This window comes from Acinetobacter sp. ANC 4654 (genome assembly GCF_002135425.1).
Lineage (GTDB): Bacteria > Pseudomonadota > Gammaproteobacteria > Pseudomonadales > Moraxellaceae > Acinetobacter > Acinetobacter kyonggiensis.
The window spans coordinates 46,439-66,503 of the sequence record NZ_NEGL01000005.1 but is presented as its reverse complement, the minus strand read 5'-3'; the positions used below and the strand labels follow the sequence as shown (position 1 = coordinate 66,503).

Sequence of the window (20,065 nt, the reverse complement as noted above, 5' to 3'; positions counted from 1 at the left end):
ATGATAAAAATAATCTAAATTTAGACTGCATTTTATTTTTCTAGAAATGTCTATAGCTTATTGTAAGTATTTTAAAGAAAATGTCACTGTATTGTTTGTTGAATTGGGTAGCTCGAAAGCTTAGAAGTGTGAACTGGATTCATTTTTCATGTGAAATAAAATATTTTGTAACATCGGTATAAACTAAACAGTCATTCTTTTTGCAAGTGACTTTCATTTTCACAGCGATTAAAATGTTGTAACTTCAAAACATTCTGGTGGGAAAGAAATGCTAACAGCTCAAGAAGCTTTAGAACGTCTTAAAATTGGTAACCAACGTTTTGTATCTGGCGAGACGACCCATCATAAACAACTGAGCCATCAGGAACGTGCAGAAATGGCGGGAGACCAAAACCCGTTTGCTATTGTTTTAGGCTGCTCAGACTCTCGTGTTCCTGCTGAAATGGTCTTTGATCAGGGGCTGGGTGATTTATTTGTGATTCGCGTCGCAGGCAATGTGGTTGCACCTTCTCAGGTTGGTAGTGTTGAATTTGCTGCTGAACGTTATGATTGCGCAGTGGTCGTAGTTTTAGGTCACAGTCATTGTGGTGCTATTCAAGCCACGATTGATACATTGATGAACCCTGCCAGTCCACCATCACAAAACTTAATGTCAATTGTAAACCGTGTGCGCCCATCGGTTGAAACCTTGTTGCAGACAGAATTGAAGGATGATTTGGCTAAACTATGCAAACATGCGGTACGATCAAATGTTTTTGCATCTGTGAATCAGTTGCGTCATGGTTCTGCTGTACTGGAAAGCTTGATTGCTAAAGGTAAGTTAAAAGTGGTTGGTGCAGAGTATTCTTTAGAAACAGGTGAAGTTTTATTCTTTGATTTTTAAAATCAAATAAATTTCAATGATTCATAAAAGGCGCTTTATAAGCTAATGCTGATCAGTTAAGGGGTTTTACAATGAACGCCTTAACTTTTTAGTTATTCACGACAGAGTCTTATTGTTTTAAATCCAATTTTTGGAGCTCGTTTGTTCTTTTGTTTAGCCAAAATGAGAATCCTCAAAATATATTTTGAGTTCGTAAGAAAAGCATCTTGAGAATAGTTTTAAATAATTTATTTAAAACTATTCTCATCGCAAAACTCGCTAACTACCGAAAATTAACAAAAAAATTGCAAAAACAATATATTGCCAATGTAGTCCTGCCTCAGACAGTTGCGAATGACGTTTCCGTGTATCAAATAAAATTATGGATTCAAAATAAAAAATGCCAGTCATTTTCTTAACTGACTAGCATTAGTTTATAAAGCGCCTTTTATATAGGGATAAGCATTGTTCAGTAAAATGCTTTGCGCTTTTGCATTCGGGTGAACCAGATCAGATTGCATCAGGTTTTTATTGCCAGCAATTCCTGTTAAAAAGAAGGGCATCAATTTCACTTTGTATTGTTGGCTGACAATACTGTAATTTTTTTCAAAAGCTTGACTATAAGCCGTGCCGTAATTGGGTGGAATTTTCATGCCCAAAACAACCACCGTCGCTTTGGCTTGCTGACTTTGTTGAATTAAATTGGCGAGGTTCTTTTGAATCAAAAGTGGCGATTGACCACGTAAACCATCATTTCCACCCAATTCAATCACCACAATATGCGGTTTATAGGTGTTTAATAATTTAGGTAAACGCGCTACAGCACCACTGCTGGTTTCACCACTCACACTGGCATTGACCACTTTATGTTTTTTCGGATACTGTTGGTCTAAACGCTTTTGTAATAAATAGACCCAACCTTGTTCTGCTTGCATGCCATATGCTGCGCTAATACTGTCCCCCACAATCATAATGGTTTTAGCAGAAACCACGGCTGGAATAAGACACAGGCTGAACATCGCCAAGTAAGAAATTCCACGAATTTTTAAATTGCGATTTTGCATATAGAGATATTATGACCCAAGTTACTCATGATCATTGCATCATGCCACAAGTGATTATTTCTGCCCAGCAACTGACACAAAAGATCAAAATTGCACAAAAAGAACTACGCATTTTTGAAAATTTAAATTTTGAAATTTATGCGGGTGAGCAAGTGGCAATTACGGGGCGTTCGGGTTCAGGAAAATCGACCTTGCTTGGAATTTTGGCGACGTTGGATCAAGCCAGTGCAGGAAAATTAACAGTTTGTGGAGAATCGATTGCTGAATTAAACGAAGAACAACGTGCTTTGGTACGTTTAAAACATATTGGATTTGTTTTTCAATCTTTTCAATTGCTACCGCATTTAACTGCGGTTGAAAATGTGATGTTGCCACTGCGCTTACAAAAGAATTTTAATTTTGCAGCAGCTGAAAAAAAAGCCTTGGCATTGCTGACAAAAGTGGGTTTAGAACGACAAGCGACACAAACGCCCAAAGTCCTTTCTGGTGGTGAGCAGCAACGAGTTGCGATTGCACGGGCTTTGATTAGTGATCCACAAATTATTTTTGCCGATGAACCGACAGGTAATTTAGACACACAAACAGCCCAAGAGATTGAGCAATTATTATTTCAGCTGAATCGTGAATTGGGGACAACCTTGGTTTTGGTGACGCATGATCCAAAACTGGCTGAACAATGCCAGCGTCATTTTGAATTGTTAGATGGACATGTAATTGAACATCGTAACGGTGAGGACTGAAATGAACCCTCTCTTTCAACCGTTACTCAAACAAAGTTTTAAAAGTAGCGGTGTTTACTTACTGATTATTGCGCTGGTTTTGGCAATTAGTGCAACCACAGCACTAAAATTTAGCAATGAACAAATTCAAAATGCCGTGGCACTACAAGCCGCAGAAATGTTAGCAGCGGATTTGGTTCTGACAGATAATCAGCCACTGGAAAAAAAGTGGCAAGACCAAGCCAACCAACTCACGTTACAACAATCTAAAGTCACCACATTTAGTTCAATGGCACATACCCATGAGCAATTTGTGATGGTGAATGTCAAAGCCATTGATGATGCCTTTCCGTTACGTGGAGACATTCGTGTTGTGCCAACAGCAGACAAAATTCAAGCAGGAGAGGTTTGGCTCAGCGTTCGTGCTCTGGATTTATTGCATGTTAAAGTGGGGGATACGGTCAATATTGCCGATGCAAGCTTTAAAGTCACGGCTCAAATTGCCCATGATTCCAATCAGGAATTGGGTTTTTCAGGTTTTTCGCCTACCGTAATTATTTCCCAAGCTGATGTTGCTCGAACCCATGCCATTCAAGTGGGGAGTCGGGTTGAATATCGTTTATTGATTGCGGGTACGGCAGAGCAAACCAAGAAATTTGAACAAAATTTCAAATTGCAGCAAGGTGTTCAAACACCAAGCGCAAATGAACAAACCAGCCTGAGGTTACGCAATGCCAGCGAAGGCAATACGCGTTTAATGAAGCCGATTGCCAATTTAGATACCTTCTTACAACTGACCAATATTTTGACTATTTTGTTGTGTGGTATTGCCATTGCCTTAACCAGTCAGCGCTATGTACAACAAAATCAGGACTATATTGCGCTTATGCGTTGTATTGGCGCAACAAAGGCTCAGATTCTTAACGCATATTTGGCTTTATTGAGTGTGGTTTTAATGGTGGCAATGGCGATTGGCAGTTTAGCGGGAGTTTCACTCGGCTATGGCTTATTGCAACTGATGCTACAGTTGATTCCACATCTGCACATTCAATTTTCTGTGTTGGATTTGTTGCTTGGGCCACTGCCTATCGCAATGCTCACCAGCGCGGTAGTGTTACTCGGATTTATTGTGCCAAGTTTATGGCAACTGTTGAATACACCGCCTATTCGTGTCATTCGTCAGCAAGAAAAAACGGTGCAGTCGATGTTATGGATGCTATTAATGGGCACGGCAAGTTTGGTGCTGTTTAGTATTGTGCTAACTGAAAATATTGTGCTCACTGCTTGGGTGATTGGTGCGATTATTTTATTGTGTACTGTGCTGTATTTGCTAATTTGGGGCGGGCTGAAATTCATCAAAAGCTTAAAAATATCCATTTCAGCTTATGTGCGTGCGCCTTATCAAACGGCTTTTCAAATTACTGCTTTGGCACTGGGTCTAAGTTTAATTACCGTATTGGCGGTGCTGCGAACGGATTTACTGGAGCGTTGGCAGCAACAATTACCTGAAGGTACACCCAATCAATTTGTTTATGGTTTACCACCATTTGATATGCCTGTATTCAAAGCCCAGCTTGAACAACAGGGTTGGCAGAGTACACCATTATATCCCAATATCCGTGGGCGATTGGTGGCGAAAAATGATCAGCCCTTTGCAGAGCAATTGCTGAAAAGCAATAACTCTTTACGCCGTGAATTAAATTTAACCCAAACCGCAGAATATCCGACTGACAATAAAATAGTGCAGGGCAGCGCAGCATTAAAACAGGTTGGTGATGTGTCTGTTGAAGTCAAAACTGCGGAAGAACTGGGGATTAAAATCGGTGATCGGCTGACCTTTAGCTTGCCAGAAGGTTTGGTTCACGCCAAAGTCATTAACTTGCGTAGTGTGGAATGGGAAAGCTTTAGTCCTAATTTTTTCTTTATTTTTGCACCCAAAACCATGGATGAAAATGCAGGCAGTTATTTAGGCAGTTTTTATGTGCCAGAGCAGGATAAAAAGCAATTGGTTTCGGTGATTCAGCAATTTTCCAATACTGTTTTTATTGATGTTAGTTTGATTTTGGATGAAGTCAAACGCTTGGTGAATGTGCTGGTGCAAATTATTACCATTCTGGCGTTATTGGTGAGTGTATCAGGTGTTTTAGTGCTTATTGCTTGCTTGAATTTATTGATGGATGAACGTAAACGTGAAGTGGCTTTGTTACGTTCATTTGGTAGTTCGAAACAAAAGTTAAAACAAATGATGAGCGTGGAGATTGGTTTTATTGGATTTGTGGCGGGTGTGGTTTCTTGTCTGTTTGCAGAAGTAATTAGTGCAATTGCGAGCTATAAAATGAATTTGGCAATTCAGGCACATGGGGAAATTTGGTTGATTTTACCGATTGTCATGACCTTACTGTGTGCCTTGATTGGACGTTATCGCTTAAGTTACCTGTGTGATATTCCACCTTTACAAAGTTTAAGAGAGATCAATCAATGATCTCTCTTATCTGATTTATGCCGCTTAGAAATGAAGTTGTGCGCGCATAGCAGCAAGAATTTGGCGCCAAATGGGTTCAAGGATTTGAACTTGTTGCATGCAGTAATCATAAAATAAATAACAGGTTACTGCACCCACAGCTAAGCCGATATAAATACCCAAATTCGGTTTATGTATCCGTTGTCCCATATACCAAATAATTGCCAATACAGCGCCCATCAGCATACCGCCAATATGGGCTGCATTATTAATTCCGGGCATGGTGAAGCCAATCAATAAGTTAATGCCCATGACCATGACCAAAGTTTTTTTATCTAAAATAAAGCGTTGCTTGGGTAAAACAGGAAATAAAGATAAAACCGTCAATGCACCACCAATGCCCATCACGGCACCAGAAGCACCCGCACTGACGGTTGGAAAAAGTTCAGGGTTTTGGGTTTGAAGTAGTTCGAAGGTATTTTGGATGTCGATGAAACCACTGAGCAAGCTGCCCATAAGACCTGCAAAAATATACACACCTAAATAATAGAATCGACCGAAAAGTTGCTCAGCGACACTGCCAAAAATATAGAGTGCCCACATGTTTAGCATGAGATGGATTAAGCCAAAATGAAAAAACATGCTGGTAAACAGGCGGATGGGTTCCTCTAAAAAGGTTAAAGGTGCATAATCAGCGCCCCAATGAATAGCATCGACAAGACTGGGACTGCTAATATTTACCCCTGTGAGCACTTGCCAGAGAAATAAACTGACATTAATGGCAATAAAAAGTGCAGTCAGCCACCAAAGGTGAACCTCGGGTTTACTTCGAATTGAGGGAGGTGAAAGTTCAGCCATGCTATTCTTTTATAATCTTTGCTATATTTAGCTTCAAGCTTAGCATGAAAAAATAGATATTTTGGAGTAACTCACTGACATGAAAGCTTTTATTGTTCGTAGTTTGTTAATACTTGTCAGTTTGGTACTTTTAGTACAACTTTGGATTTTTGCGAGTCTGGTTTGGTGGCGAACTCATCCGGTTGAAACCACCATGATGATGCGGATAGATTATTGGTCTGAACCGTCTAAGCCAATTAAACATGAATGGCGTGATTATGATCAAATCAGTGACTATTTGAAACATGCGGTGGTTGCAGCAGAAGATGGCAAATTTTTACAACACAACGGTTTCGATTGGGCGGGTATGCAATTCGCCTTAGAGCGTAATAAAGATAAAGGTAAAGTGGTTGCAGGTGGTTCAACGATTTCACAGCAATTGGCAAAAAATCTATTTTTATACAATAAGCGTTCATTTTTGCGTAAAGGTCAAGAAGCGGTTGCCACGTGGATGATGGAGCGGGTCTGGTCAAAAGAACGGATTTTAGAAGTATATTTAAATTCAGTTGAGTTTGGTGAAAATATTTATGGTGTGGAAGCAGCAACACAGCATTATTTTGGTAAAAGTTCGAAAAACTTATCGCGTGAACAAGCCGCTTTCTTAGCCGCGATTTTACCGAATCCAAAATATTATCAAGACCATCGTGAAGATCGGAAATTAAAGTATCGTAAACGGATGATTCAAAAATATATGCGTTATAGCCATATTCCTTAATTCTTTACTGTAAAAAAGCCCAAATTATTGGGCTTTTTTTTATGAAATTGTCACAATTTTGAAGCATACTTAAGTAAATACGAATTACTTTAAAATATGCATAGGTTAGGTATGAATACTGCAGCAGACCCATCTCCTACACAAATAGAATATACATATAATGATCGCTATATTAACCGTGAACTTTCTATTCTAGATTTTCATCTTCGTGTATTAGAACAGGCGGTTGATCCTCTGCATCCTTTGCTTGATCGCATGAATTTTTTGCTTATTTTTTCCCGTAATCTGGATGAATTTTTTGAAATTCGTTTTGCTGGTTTGATGGAGCAACTTGATTTAGGCAATGAAAGTCGCAGCCCTGATGGTTTAACCCCAAAACAAGTGCTAGATACTATTTCTAAAACAGCACACGCAGCAATTGAACGCCAATACCGTATTTTAAATGAAGCAATTTTGCCTAAATTACGTGAAGAAGACATTTGTTTTTTACGTCGTGGTGAGCTTACACCTGCTCAGTCTGCTTGGATTAAAAAGTATTTCCAAGAACAAGTTGCCCCTGTTCTGACCCCAATTAGCCTTGATCCAGCTCATCCATTTCCGCGTTTGGTGAATAAAAGTTTAAACTTTATTGTGACTTTGGAAGGGAAAGATGCCTTTGGTCGTCAAATTGATTTAGCTGTTGTTCCAGCACCGCGTTCATTACCTCGCGTGGTACGTTTACCTGATGAGCTAACCGATGGCAAAGAACATCATGTTATGTTGTCTGCCATCATTCATGAACATGTGTCCGACTTATTCCCGGGTATGACTGCGACAGGTTGCTATCAATTTCGCGTAACACGTAATGCAGATTTGGCATTAAATGAAGATGTTGAAGACTTAGCCAAAGCATTGAAAGGCGAATTGAACTCACGCCGTTTTGGTCGTGCGGTACGTTTAGAAGTGACCCACAATTGTCCTGAACATATTTATGAATATTTACTCGATGAATTTGATCTTGAAAAAGAGCAACTTTATAAAGTGGATGGCCCAGTTAATCTTGCACGATTACTTTCGAATTTTAAACGTCCACATTTACGTTATGATTCACATACACCCATTATTCCAAAAGTTCTGAAAAAATCTGAAAATATTTTTTCTGCTATGCAGAAACAAGACATTCTGTTACATCACCCATTTGAATCATTTGCACCTGTGATTAATTTATTGCGTGAAGCTGCACGTGATCCGCAAGTGCTTGCGATTAAGCAAACTTTGTACCGTAGTGGTCCCGATTCTGAAATTGTACAAGTGTTGGCAGAAGCCGCGCGCAATGGTAAAGAAGTCACCGCAGTCATTGAATTACGTGCCCGTTTTGATGAAGAGTCAAATATTGAAGTGGCAAATGTACTGCAAGAAGCGGGTGCTGTGGTGGTCTATGGCATTGTGGGTTATAAAACCCATGCCAAAATGATTTTGGTGGTACGCCGTGAAAATAACAAGCTCGTGCGTTATGTGCATCTAGGTACAGGTAACTATCACGCGGGCAATGCGCGTATTTATACTGACTATGGGTTGCTCACCACAGATAAAGAGCTATGTGAAGATGTACATCGTATTTTTCAAGAATTGACAGGTATGGGGAAAATGGCGAAGTTAAAGAAACTTCTGCATGCGCCATTTACCTTACATGCGCAACTTGTGAACTATATTGATGAAGAAATTGCCAATGCTAAAGCAGGTAAGTCTGCACAAATTATTGTCAAAGTGAATGCTTTAACTGAAATGCAGCTGATTAACAAGTTGTATGAAGCATCTCAAGCAGGCGTACAAATTGATTTAATTATTCGCTCTATTTGTTGTTTGCGTCCGGGTTTGCCGGGGCTTTCAGAAAATATTCGAGTGCGTTCAATTGTCGGACGTTTCTTAGAGCATACCCGTGTTTATTACTTTGGTAATAATGGCAATGCTCGAATTTACTGCTCAAGTGCCGATTGGATGGATCGTAATTTATTTAATCGTGTTGAGGCATGTTTCCCAATTGAAGATCCAGCGCTGAAAAAACGTATTTATCAGCAAGGTTTATTGACTTATTTACAAGATAACCAACAAGCATGGTTGTTGCAAGGAGATGGAACGTGGGTACGTGCTCATGTTGCGTCAGGTCAAGCGCCACATAATGCGCAAAGAATATTACTAGGCTTAATTAAATAATTTACTCGTAAGTCCTAAAATAAAGGAGTCTTCGGACTCTTTTATTTTATCTCGATACTACTTTTGAGATAAAAGGGAATTCGGGATATCTCATGCTATAAACAGGTAATTTTTTGATAAATATTTTTAATATGACCTTCAATCTTATATAAGGGCACAGTAAGCTGTTGTGCAATTTGTTGTGGGCTCAGTCCCTCTGATATTAAAGTCAAAATGTCATTTTCAATCGCTGTTAGGTGTATGGGTTGGTTTCTTTCAGTTGTTGTTTGGGTTTTATTAATGCCAAGTTGATGTGACAAAATATATTGCGCTAAAGCGTAATGAATGGGCGCGCCGCCACGTAGAATAGTTTTAATGTGGCTGAAAATTTTTGCTTCAGTATGTTCATAAAAAATATAGCCTTGTACACCCGCTTGAATTGCAGCAAACAGTAAAGAGGTCTCGTGCTGGGCTAAGACCACAATAATATATGCATCTGGATGAATCTTTTTTATTCTTCTTATAAATGAAGTTTTTTCTGATTGATTAAGATATAAATCAATCAAGATTAAATTGGGTAAATGTTGTTGCAATAATTGTTCAGCTTCAATCAGATTATCAGTATGAATCATTAATTCTGCCGGATAACCTAATCGCATGAGAATATTTTCGGATAGATGATTAAAAGTGGGTTGATCTTTTATCATCATAATAGGAACAGGTAATGTTAGTTCACCCACTAGGTATTTCTCACAATGGTTTTCTATTTTATTGAGTCACTTTGCTATAAAGTGAATGAAAGCGCTATCCCAAGAAATTGGTAATTTATAAGGTTTGAGGTAAACTTAAGTATTTGTTGAATAATACATATTTAAAAAATGTATATTTATTGTGTTTTTATTTTAAATTATTTTTGTTTGCAGCAGAGTGCTTTTGGGCAATGAAAAAATCCCTATTTATGGGGATACAAAAAACAGATTGAACCTTCTACTATGACAGCACTTCTTATTAGTCTGGCTAATTAGTAGTACTTCAACTTATCGGGAATCTAATATTTTATTGCTCTATTGAGTCATAATCTGTTTTTATCTTGAATGGCTTATCTGTATAGATAAGCCATTTTTTTATTTAAAAAAATATGAAAAATGTTTTAAGTTTGCATTCCATGAATTGATTTGCGTTAGGTGAATATGGAGTATAAAAAATTGAACATAAAAAAAGGAGCGATTGCTCCTTTTAATATATAGATGGTTTTTTAGTGAAGATTTTTGGTGATTTTTTGAAAAATTTGCAACAGCACATCAAATTCACTTTGCAATGGGGTGCTTTTACGCGTGACCAATGCAAGGGTACGACTTGGTGCTGCCTCAATCGCTTTGACCACTAAATCTGGATTTGCTTTAATCATATTGGTATGAATTGCAATTTCAGGAAGTAGGGTAAAACCTAAATCTGAAGAAACCATTTCTACTAATGTTGGCAATGAACTTGCTTTTAAGCGATGATCATTTTTACGTTCGCCAATTGGACAAGCACTCAAAGCATGATTACGTAGACAATGACCTTCTTCAAGCAAGACTAAACGCGATAGATCTAAGTCATCTAAAGAGTTTGCATTATTCGCATTTTGGTCTAATTTATTACAGACCAAATAAAGGTTTTCTTTTGCGATTTCAGCAACTTTTAAGCCACGCGTATCAAAAGGTAGAGCCAAAACAATCATATCGAGATTGCCATGTTCTAGTTTTTCGACGATTTTTTCACTTTGTGCTTCGTGCAAATGCAATTGAATTTTAGGAAGTTGTTTATGAACTTCATCTAAAAGTTTCGATAAAATAAAAGGTGCAATGGTTGGGATGATTCCCAAATGTAAATCACCAGTTAAAGGCTCGCTCATCTCACGACTTAAACGCATCAAGTCTTGTGCATCTGCCAATAGAACACGGGCTCGGGCAACAACCTGCTCGCCTAGCGGAGTTAAACGTACATTTTGGCGGTCGCGTTCAACGAGTACTCCACCTAACAAGCGCTCTAACTCCATGATCCCGCCTGACAAAGTCGATTGGGTCACAAATGAACGACGCGCAGCTTCAGTAAAATGCAGCGTTTCAGACAGTGTAACGAGATATGACAGCTGTCTTAAAGATGGTAATGCAGCCATAGTGTCCTAATGTTTTGATTTAAAGTGATCAGCAAATAATCCGCTAAGATATGGAATAAAATGCGGAGGCATATCATGCCCCATTCCATCAATTAATTCAAACTTAGCATCTGTAATTGCCTTTGCAACGGCTTTGCCATGACTCGGTGGAATTAAACGATCCCGAGAGCCATGTACCACGAGGGTCGGTTGCTGAATTTGCTTACCCAATTGTAGCAAAGAACCCGTACATAATATTGCTAAAAATTGTTGAAGTACACCCGCTGGATAATAACTTCGTTGATATAACTTGCGTGCGGTCTGAATAATTTCAATTTGGTTGATATATCCGGGTGAACCAATAATATTAAATACTTTTACACTATGATTCACAATACCATCTTCGTCGGTAGATTCAGGTTTACCAATCAGACTAAAAAGTTGTTTTGGAAAGGGGGGGGGGAGTAAGGGTTGATTGTTACTGGTAAACATTAGCCCTAGGTTGCTTACTTTTTGAGGGTGTTTTGCTGCCAGAATTTGCGCAATCATTCCCCCCATTGAAGCTCCGAGCACCGAGACATTATCAAGTTCTAAATGATCAATTAACAATGCAGCATCTTCTGCCATATCATATAAATTATAGGGTGCGCCTTGGTTTTCTAAACCTAAAGCAAAGCGACCCATGAGTTTTAATGTATTGAGTCGTGGACCTGAATGACGAATTTTTGAAGACAACCCAATATCTCGGTTGTCAAAACGAATGACTCGATAACCTTGGTCTATAAGTGATTTACAGAAAAAATCAGGCCAGAATAACAGTTGCGCACCTAAACCCATAATCAGCATGATTGCAGGATGTTCAGGCTTTCCACCTATTTCGACATGCAGCTCAATACCATTGCTTAAAGTGACTTTGGTTTCATGCATAAACGAAGTATATGGAGAGCCCGTGAATGTGAGTGCGCTATTCATTGTTATTTTCCTAAAAAAGGACATTTTTTTGAAAAAACATCCTTTATATTAAAACCTTAAACTGCTACAGGAATCAAGTCAGGTACTAATTTAGTTAGGCTTAAACGTTGTTTTGCCGCAGTTGCACCCAAGAGTACAAAACCACGTAAGGTATTTTGATTATCGAAAGCTTTTGCAATCATGCCATCTTCTAGTTCTTCTGTCTCCCACGTGACATCTACGTCAATTGGTGCTGGAAGTACAGTCAGTGGTGCAGTAGGTGTTTTAACGGCAACAGGCATTGCAGGATAGTGAACATGAGTGTTGTCACCATTTAAGGTTTTTGCTAAAGCGCGGGCTTGTTGCATGATTGGCATCACGTAAGGTAGCAGTAGACCATTGACTTCTGCACAGTCCCCAATTGCATAAATATCGGCTTGATTGGTTTCTAAAAGACCATTGGTCAAGATTCCACGGCTACATGTAATCTTGGTCGCTTTGGCTAATTCTACGTTGGGTTGCAAACCAATTGCAGAAAGGACAATGTCTGCAATGACAGACTGACCATTGGCTAGAGTAATTTGATAGTCGCCATTTTCAACTTTGGTGACTTTTTCAACCGTTGTCCCCAATACAAAGTGAATGCCAATATTTTCTAATTTTTCTTGGAACGAAGATGCAACATATTCAGGAATGAGACGTCCTAAAGGTTGAGCTGCTAAATCAATCACAGTGACTTGATGTTCAGTGTTTTGTAAGTCATTGGCAAATTCACAGCCAATCAGACCTGCACCTAAAATCACGACACGTTTGTCTTGACGTATAGCCAAATTTTTACGGAAAGTTTTGTAGTCATTCAAATTGTTAACCACATGAATGTCATCACTACCATCACCAGCAATGGCTAAGCGAACTGGATTTGCGCCAACAGCGAGAACCAATTTTGAGTAGGGCTGAGTACTTTGTTGCCCCTCTTTTTCTAAAATGAGTTGATGTTGTTCGGACTGAATTTCTTTGACCCAAGTATGTGCTTCAATACGCATCTGTAGTTGGGCACTCATTTTAATGGCATCACCCAAAGCGATTTGTTCTGGTGCTTTGTTACCAACCAAAGCATTTGACAGCGTGGGTTTAGCATAGTTTACCGCATCATCTGCACAAATCATGACCAGTTCATGCTCGGGATTTAGCTTGCGAAACTCACGTGCTGCGGTATAACCGGCCATACCTGAACCAATGATGACGATAGGGTGCATAGTTTTCTCCAAACGGTTTTCTAAAAGATGTAAAAAAGACCATGCGCTATGGTCTTTTGTATCAATGATTAGATTTCAATCATTTCAAAATCAACTTTTGATACACCACAATCCGGACATGTCCAATCATCTGGGATGTCTTCCCATTTCGTGCCTGCGACAATACCATCTTGTGGCCAACCTTCAGCTTCGTTATAAATCCATCCACAAACGATGCATTGATACTTTTTCATTTGACTCTCCAAAGCACTGACTTTTTAAAAAGTGAAGTCAGTAAAAATCCATATACAGCTTGACTCTAGTGATATGACTTTCAATGTACATATTCAAGCAAATTTTTACGCAGTTCCAGCGTTAATGTAAAGCAAATATCTGAGTTTAGTGAGTGAATTTGAAAGCAGAATTGCAGATGAGGACAAAACTTGTCATAAAAAGGCTGAAATATCATTTTTGTTTAACAATATGAATTAAATATACGCCTTTAAATAGCGCTGAATGAAAGGTGTATGTAAAGATTTAGATCACTTTTTTAAGTTTAAAAGTCAGTCTCTAGACTAAGGTCGAGGAGAAAAAGAATATCCGATTTGTTATTTTAGAATTGGCTAAATTTATACCTATTATTTATTTAATAAAATTAAGTACTTATGCATTATTTTTGTGTTTGGTTGTATTTTACGGGTGGTTGTTTACTGGTCATTCAGTGCATAAAGCGCTAAAATTGACATATTCTCTTTTTAAATTACTTTTCTCCCCATGAGCAATCTGTCTACAACTTTGTGGTCTAAAATTCGTACTGTCCAAAATTTCCCTAAACCTGGGATTTGTTTCTTTGATTTAACACCATTATTTATAGGAAATATTGAGCTATTAACAGATGCGTTAATTGCAAGTATTCCTGCTGAAAAGTTGCAAGAAGTAGATAGCTTTGTTGCTGTTGAAGCTCGTGGTTTTGTTCTTGCGAGCTTGTTGGCACAGCGTTTAGGCAAAGGTCTATTACTGGTTCGTAAAGCGGGTAAGTTACCGCCACCCGTGGTTGGAGTAGGCTACAGCTTAGAATATGGTATGGATCGTTTAGAAATGTCTGCTGAAATTGAGCCGCAAAAAATTATTATTGTGGATGATGTGTTGGCAACGGGCGGTACTTTAAAAGCAGTGAAACAATTGGTGGATAAATGCAACCATGAACTCTTGGGTGCCAGTATTTTCCTAGATTTACCTGACCTACATACTGATTTAGGTTTAACGGTTTGGTCAGTATTGGATGATAAAAGTCAGCCAGAAAAAGCTGTTGCATAAACGATCATAAATGATAAAAAGCCTTGGTTAATCCAAGGCTTTTTTACTTCAAGAAATGTATTTGCAAATGTTGAATTAAGTCATTTAAGTTTTCAGGGCTGGCTAAACGGTGATGTCCACCTTCAACAGCTTGAACAAGCATATATGGTTCAAGCTGTTCTTTCACTGCATGCATATCCAGCACTTCATCACCTAGCTCTAAATAAGCAATTTGAGCAATTTCATGTTCTAGATCATTTTCGGCAATCGGTGGGTAGTCTTCCCGAAAATTTGGGTTGAGACTTGGATTGGCAATAATTGCTGGAATTTTATGTAAGGCTGACATTTTGAGTGCCCAATAAGCACCTAAGCTGTGTCCCACCAATATTTCAGGTTTAATTTTGACGATAATGTCGTGATAAAAATTGGCGACAGTCTGAAAAGTAAGATTGCGATAATCGATATCAATGCAATACTTATGGTTGGCATCAATGGCATGGAATTTGGTCGATTCACGAGAAGAATCTAGTCCATGTAAAAATAAGATTTTTGAAGTACATGTACTCATTATTTTATCATTCACTCTGTCTTTATTTACAAAGATAGAAAGAGTTGAATAGTTTCCTTTTCAACTATTTTGCTTAAATCATTGTAAGGGACTCTGGTGAACAAAGAAGTTAGCTTTTGGTCTAAGAAATAGGCTGAATCAATAGCGTAGGTGTGTATTCAGATTGGAAGGTAATAGCTAAAACTGTTTTTCTGAATCAAAAGGGCAGTGGTGAAGCTGTTTTGAGTAAATCAATACTTTTGTTTGGCAATAAGTCATACGAAACTTTTACTGAATCTGCTATGCTATGCAACTTCCGTTTTTTACACATATACGAGGCAGAGATGACGCAACCTAACGCTCAATCGACTTCTGAACAACAAATTTCCGAAAACGATTTAATTGCACAGCGTCATGCCAAGTTAAAGCATATTGAACAACATGCTAAGGAAAAGGGCACTAGCCCTTGGCCGAACACCTTTAAACGTGAACACTACGCTCAAGATTTACAAGATCAATTTGCAGATCAGTCTAAAGAAGAAATTGAAGCTGGTGAAAAAGTTTATGTAAAAGTTGCAGGTCGTGTGATGTTGAACCGTGGTTCATTCATCGTGATTCAAGATATGACTGGTCGTATTCAACTTTATGTTGCGCGTAAAGAATTAGATCCAGAAGTACTTGCAACCATTAAAGGTTTAGACCTTGGTGATATTATTGCTGTTGAAGGTTATATCGGTCGTTCTGGTAAAGGCGATCTTTATGTTCATATTGAACACTTCGAACTTTTAACCAAATCACTGCGTCCACTTCCAGATAAATTTCATGGTTTAAACGATACCGAAATGAAGTATCGTAAACGTTATCTTGATTTGATGGTGAACGACGAAACACGTAAAACTTTTGAAATCCGTGCCAAAGTTGTTGCGGGTATGCGTGCATTTTTAACGGAACAGCGTTTCATGGAAGTTGAAACGCCAATGATGCATGTGATTCCGGGTGGTGCATCTGCGCGTCCATTTGAAACACACCACAATGCACTTGATATGCCATTGTATTTACGTATTGCCCCTGAGCTTTACTTAAAACGCCTAGTGGTTGGTGGTTTTGAACGCGTATTCGAAATTAACCGTAACTTCCGTAATGAAGGTGTTTCGACGCGCCATAACCCAGAATTCACCATGATCGAATTCTACCAAGCGTATGCAGATTACAAAGATTTGATGGCTTTGACTGAAAATATGCTGGAAAAATTAGCGCTCGATATTTTGGGTTCGACCGATGTGCCTTATCAAGGTGAAGTGTTTAGCTTCAAAGGTCCATTTAAGAAAATTTCGATGTTTGATGCCATTCTTGAACATAATCCAAACCTCACGCCAGAAAATGTGGCTGACCGTGAATTTTTGGCTAAATTTATTCAAGAAGAATTGAAAGAAAAAGTAAAACCGAGTTTTGGTTTAGGTCGACTTCAAACCATTGTATTTGAAGAAACGGTGGAAACTAAACTGCGCCAACCAACATTCATTACCGAATATCCAGCGGAAACTTCACCATTGGCGCGTCGTAATGATCATAATGCACACATTACCGATCGTTTTGAGTTCTTTATTGGTGGTCGTGAATTGGCGAATGGTTTCTCAGAATTAAATGACCCAATTGACCAAGCAGAACGTTTCCAAGCGCAAGTTGAAGAGAAAGATGCAGGTGATGATGAAGCAATGCATTACGATGCTGACTTCATTGAAGCACTTGAATATGGTCTTCCTCCAACAGCGGGTCAGGGTATTGGTATTGACCGTTTGGTGATGTTGTTTGCTGATGCAGCAAGTATCCGTGATGTGATTTTATTCCCTCACATGCGTCATAAAAACTAAGTCTTAAAATGAGAGTGAATACCAGTCAGTTGAGATTTGACTGGTATTTTCATCTTAATGCAGTGATGCATGACTCAATCTTATCTTAAATAATCCTTAGCTTTGCTATTGTTAAAAACCTTGAAAGGTTAGCCCCAAAGTAGCAAGCCCATATCGACGATCCAAACGCGATGCAGTCACTCCATTATACAAAAATGGTATATTTCCGACAAAATTGTGTTGGTAAAATTCCCCTTTCATAAAGGTCGATATTTTTGGGGTAACATCGTAGCTGAGTTTAAGGCCAAGACTATGATTGTTGTTAACTGGCGTATTACCAAAATTACGAACGCGGTCATCAATGTTGTCTCGCCATAAATGCTGATACTGGTAGGCAATCTGACTTTCAAATTGACGATATCTCCAGTTCCATGAACCGCCTAAGCTGGTAAAATAAGCGTTATAGTTCAGATCATCTTGAATCTCAATGCCATAATCACTGGCATTACCTGAAATATTCAGTTGGTTGATCAATAGATTATCGATAGAGCAGGGTTTATTTAACTTTCCTGAATATTGATTACTGGAATTAATATTGATATCCATCAAACAACCTTTATATTTTGCTTGAATATCTAAGCTATCTACTTTGACTTGGCTGTAACCGACTCCAGCAAATAAATTGATTTGATTCATGGGGTCAATCTTTCGAGAAAAAACACCATTGAGTTGAAATTGTAAGTCTTGCGGTTGATTGACCTGAAGCTGTTCAAGCCTTTGTTGGTTAACGATGGTTGCTGTAGATTTATTTAGCTCACTGGCCTGATCTCCCCATAGCGTTGCAGCAATGAAAAAACGATCTTTTTTGTTTAAATTTAACTCAGGGAAATAGCGGATCCCCAGTGAGCCAGAGTGAATGGTATTGGTGTCTTGAGCATAATCAATTTCTCTGTACCAATATGATCCATCAACAATCCACTGTGGATGAAACTGGTATTCCATGGCAAAATGTGCACCCATGTAGTCGCCAGCGTTGTTATTCTGTACGCCTTCACTTTGTCTTATATCCAGAAAGTCAATGCGGTCATTCACTGCATTTAGTTCTGCTGTAAATTTTAAAGATGATTTGGTTTCTTTTGCTAAGCTCTGTGCCTGTAAAAAAAGATCTTCAGGTGCAGCATATAAACCAGTTGGGCATATACATGCAGTATATATAATTAAATTATGATATTTCATATAATCCAAAGACAAATATTTAAATGCTGAAGATAAAAATGCCAGCTTGAAGGCTGGCATTGAATGGATTAATTTAGTTTAAAGTGAGCGACTAAGCTTGATCCTTGGAATTGAATTCCATTCACATTGATCGTATCATTTTGTAGTCCAAGAGCTGGATCCACTGTATAGGTGATAGGTAATACATAAGCCGATGCCTGTACTAAATCATTCACGGCAAGTTTGTCAATGTATAGATTATAATATTTCTGTAGGGTTGGACTGCTACTTACAACACTTGCTAGCGGAATTGAACCGTTGCTGACATTAATAACGATATCTGTTTGGGTAATAAACTCTAATTGAGTTACATCTTTAAGAGTTGAAGCAATATTAACCTTGGTATTCGACGGAATTTTAGCACTGAGTATTGTACCATCCTGTTTAAAGGTTACTTGAATATTATGAATGATGACATCTAGGTTTTCTTTTGCTGCGCCACGGCTACCATCGAGTTTAAAACCTAATTTAATCGTATCGGTTAATTCAGACTTGGTATTATTGAGTTTAAAGTTGACAGCCAAGGCAGTACTTAGGTTTGCATGACTTAACGCTAATGGTGCAGCAGTAGATGCTTTAAGTTCTGCCAATGAATAACCTGCTAAAGTAAAATCAGCATAAATTGGCGTTTTTAAGCTCTCTTTAATTGCCTGTGCTGGACTGTTAGGGTCTTGTAACGCTACGTTTAAAGCTGCTTGTAAATCCTCGCCCTTTCCACCTGACTGTGCAATCTTATTGATCTCTGTTGATACGGTGGTAATATTACCGCTGATATTACCTTGAATATTAGGATCTATTTGTACGCTAGGATCATTGATGGTTGTCCCAGCCATGGTTACAGCAGCAGTAAGAATGTCAGTTAAAGCAGTTGCTTGAAGTTCACCATTACTATTAAATAGATTTTTCCCTTGAGTCTTTAATGCACTTGCGATAGTCGAAAAAGCAATTTGTGTAGCCTGTTCTTGCGTCAATGCGACAGAGCCATCACTTTTGTTGATGGCTTGGAAGTTATCTTCAATTTGAGTTGCAAGTTGTTGTAGCGTGAAAATTACCGCCATTTCTTTTGCGCTGCCATCCGTGACAGGGTTGTATGACTTAATATTTGCTGCTGTTACAGTGGTCAGACCGAGATTATTTAAAACGACCTGAAGGTCACCAGAGCCAAGATAATATTCAAGTGATGTAAGTGGACTCGCAACTAAATCATTATTTGAAATGTTTTGTAAATCTGTTTTTTTGATTTTCAGTGTGCCAGTAAATGGAAGTCCTGTTCCTATATCTGTACCGCCAGTAATGGTAATTGCGGAGTTATTACAGTCGGCAGTGGTCTCAAAAGAGAATTGACCTTGTAAATCTGTTGTGGTTGTCAGGCCATTACAGTCATCAAATTTTACAGTGGCATTCTTTAAATAGAAATCGACAGCAGCCCCCGAAATTGATTTTGGTGCAAAGGGTGTTGTTGAGCTATTATTGCTACCATCGCTACCAGCACACGCAGTAAGTAATGTTGTTATCGTTGTTGCGAGAAAAGTATATTTTATATATTTGTTAAGTAACATATTTTAAACCCCGTATGAATTATAATCAGCTCTCGTTATTTATAACAAATTAAGAATTTAAAAAGAAGAACAAAATAAAGTTTATTTTATATACAAAAAATTTCTAAATATTAAATAAAAATGTTTAGTTTTAAAGTGGTTTATACATGGTAGTTGTTATAATCGTATAGACAAAAAAATACGCAACGATTGGGGTGATCATTGCGTATAACAACGAAGCTGTTTTCACAGTTTCGGTTAAGGAGAATGTTAAAACTCGATAGAGCTTTAAACACTAAAAACATCATAAAATGAATGATCAGTCATTTCATCATGCTTTCAG

17 protein-coding genes are annotated in these 20,065 nt (G+C 38.3%); 7 read left to right on the top strand and 10 right to left on the bottom strand.

The features are described from left to right. The first annotated feature begins 268 nt into the window (after window positions 1–268). Window positions 269–883: a carbonic anhydrase gene (locus B9T24_RS09010; RefSeq protein WP_074944081.1), complete on the top strand. Its 615-nt coding sequence runs from the start codon at window positions 269–271 to the stop codon at window positions 881–883. A 413-nt stretch (window positions 884–1,296) separates the two neighbouring features. Here B9T24_RS09010 and B9T24_RS09005 read toward each other — a convergent pair whose 3' ends face one another. Beyond that, complete coding sequence (locus tag B9T24_RS09005; RefSeq protein WP_416224357.1) at window positions 1,297–1,881, bottom strand: arylesterase; 585 nt, start codon at window positions 1,879–1,881, stop codon at window positions 1,297–1,299. Between the two features lie 56 nt (window positions 1,882–1,937). Between B9T24_RS09005 and B9T24_RS09000 the strand changes: the two genes are divergently transcribed. Beyond that, window positions 1,938–2,666 (top strand): ABC transporter ATP-binding protein, encoded by a 729-nt coding sequence (locus tag B9T24_RS09000; RefSeq protein ID WP_086165466.1) that lies wholly within the window; start codon window positions 1,938–1,940, stop codon window positions 2,664–2,666. 1 nt (window position 2,667) lies between these two features. Then, complete coding sequence (locus B9T24_RS08995) at window positions 2,668–5,127, top strand: ABC transporter permease (protein WP_086165465.1); 2,460 nt, start codon at window positions 2,668–2,670, stop codon at window positions 5,125–5,127. A 24-nt stretch (window positions 5,128–5,151) separates the two neighbouring features. Here the strand turns inward: B9T24_RS08995 and B9T24_RS08990 are convergent, their stop codons facing one another. Next, the gene (locus B9T24_RS08990) at window positions 5,152–5,964 is read right to left on the bottom strand and encodes a rhomboid family intramembrane serine protease (RefSeq protein WP_086165464.1); all 813 of its coding nucleotides are present in this window, start codon (window positions 5,962–5,964) and stop codon (window positions 5,152–5,154) included. A gap of 79 nt (window positions 5,965–6,043) precedes the next feature. Here B9T24_RS08990 and mtgA point away from each other — a divergent pair, with 79 nt between their 5' ends. Then, entirely contained in the window at window positions 6,044–6,718 is a 675-nt protein-coding gene (gene mtgA / locus B9T24_RS08985) for a monofunctional biosynthetic peptidoglycan transglycosylase (protein ID WP_086165463.1), read from the top strand. 111 nt (window positions 6,719–6,829) lie between these two features. Then, the gene (gene ppk1, locus B9T24_RS08980; protein ID WP_086165462.1) at window positions 6,830–8,911 is read left to right on the top strand and encodes a polyphosphate kinase 1; all 2,082 of its coding nucleotides are present in this window, start codon (window positions 6,830–6,832) and stop codon (window positions 8,909–8,911) included. A gap of 95 nt (window positions 8,912–9,006) precedes the next feature. Here ppk1 and B9T24_RS08975 read toward each other — a convergent pair whose 3' ends face one another. The 5 genes from B9T24_RS08975 to rubA form a co-directional block, all read right to left on the bottom strand. Next, window positions 9,007–9,630, bottom strand: coding sequence for a response regulator transcription factor (locus B9T24_RS08975; protein ID WP_086165461.1), 624 nt, complete (start codon window positions 9,628–9,630; stop codon window positions 9,007–9,009). A 515-nt stretch (window positions 9,631–10,145) separates the two neighbouring features. Then, window positions 10,146–11,051, bottom strand: a complete 906-nt coding sequence (gene oxyR, locus B9T24_RS08970; RefSeq protein WP_086165460.1) for a LysR family transcriptional regulator OxyR — start codon at window positions 11,049–11,051, stop codon at window positions 10,146–10,148. 6 nt (window positions 11,052–11,057) lie between these two features. After that, window positions 11,058–12,002 (bottom strand): esterase EstB, encoded by a 945-nt coding sequence (estB, locus tag B9T24_RS08965; RefSeq protein ID WP_086165459.1) that lies wholly within the window; start codon window positions 12,000–12,002, stop codon window positions 11,058–11,060. 56 nt (window positions 12,003–12,058) lie between these two features. After that, window positions 12,059–13,237 (bottom strand): NAD(P)/FAD-dependent oxidoreductase, encoded by a 1,179-nt coding sequence (locus B9T24_RS08960; RefSeq protein WP_086165458.1) that lies wholly within the window; start codon window positions 13,235–13,237, stop codon window positions 12,059–12,061. 68 nt (window positions 13,238–13,305) lie between these two features. After that, on the bottom strand, window positions 13,306–13,470 hold the full coding sequence (gene rubA, locus B9T24_RS08955) for a rubredoxin RubA (RefSeq protein WP_004648213.1): 165 nt from the start codon (window positions 13,468–13,470) through the stop codon (window positions 13,306–13,308). Window positions 13,471–13,990: 520 nt separating this feature from the next. On the opposite strand from rubA, the gene B9T24_RS08950 reads away from it, so the two are divergent. Next, the gene (locus B9T24_RS08950; RefSeq protein ID WP_086165457.1) at window positions 13,991–14,533 is read left to right on the top strand and encodes an adenine phosphoribosyltransferase; all 543 of its coding nucleotides are present in this window, start codon (window positions 13,991–13,993) and stop codon (window positions 14,531–14,533) included. A gap of 43 nt (window positions 14,534–14,576) precedes the next feature. Here the strand turns inward: B9T24_RS08950 and B9T24_RS08945 are convergent, their stop codons facing one another. Beyond that, window positions 14,577–15,080 (bottom strand): YqiA/YcfP family alpha/beta fold hydrolase, encoded by a 504-nt coding sequence (locus B9T24_RS08945; RefSeq protein ID WP_086165456.1) that lies wholly within the window; start codon window positions 15,078–15,080, stop codon window positions 14,577–14,579. Window positions 15,081–15,403: 323 nt separating this feature from the next. Here B9T24_RS08945 and lysS point away from each other — a divergent pair, with 323 nt between their 5' ends. After that, a complete protein-coding gene (lysS, locus tag B9T24_RS08940; RefSeq protein WP_086165455.1) occupies window positions 15,404–16,930 on the top strand; it encodes a lysine--tRNA ligase in 1,527 nt (508 codons plus the stop codon). A 111-nt stretch (window positions 16,931–17,041) separates the two neighbouring features. Here the strand turns inward: lysS and B9T24_RS08935 are convergent, their stop codons facing one another. Both B9T24_RS08935 and B9T24_RS08930 read right to left on the bottom strand, forming a co-directional pair. Beyond that, window positions 17,042–18,145 carry a hypothetical protein gene (locus B9T24_RS08935; protein WP_086165606.1) on the bottom strand — a complete coding sequence of 368 codons (1,104 nt, stop codon included), beginning with the start codon at window positions 18,143–18,145 and terminating at the stop codon, window positions 17,042–17,044. A gap of 68 nt (window positions 18,146–18,213) precedes the next feature. Next, complete coding sequence (locus tag B9T24_RS08930; RefSeq protein ID WP_086165454.1) at window positions 18,214–19,743, bottom strand: hypothetical protein; 1,530 nt, start codon at window positions 19,741–19,743, stop codon at window positions 18,214–18,216. Window positions 19,744–20,065: the final 322 nt, after the last annotated feature.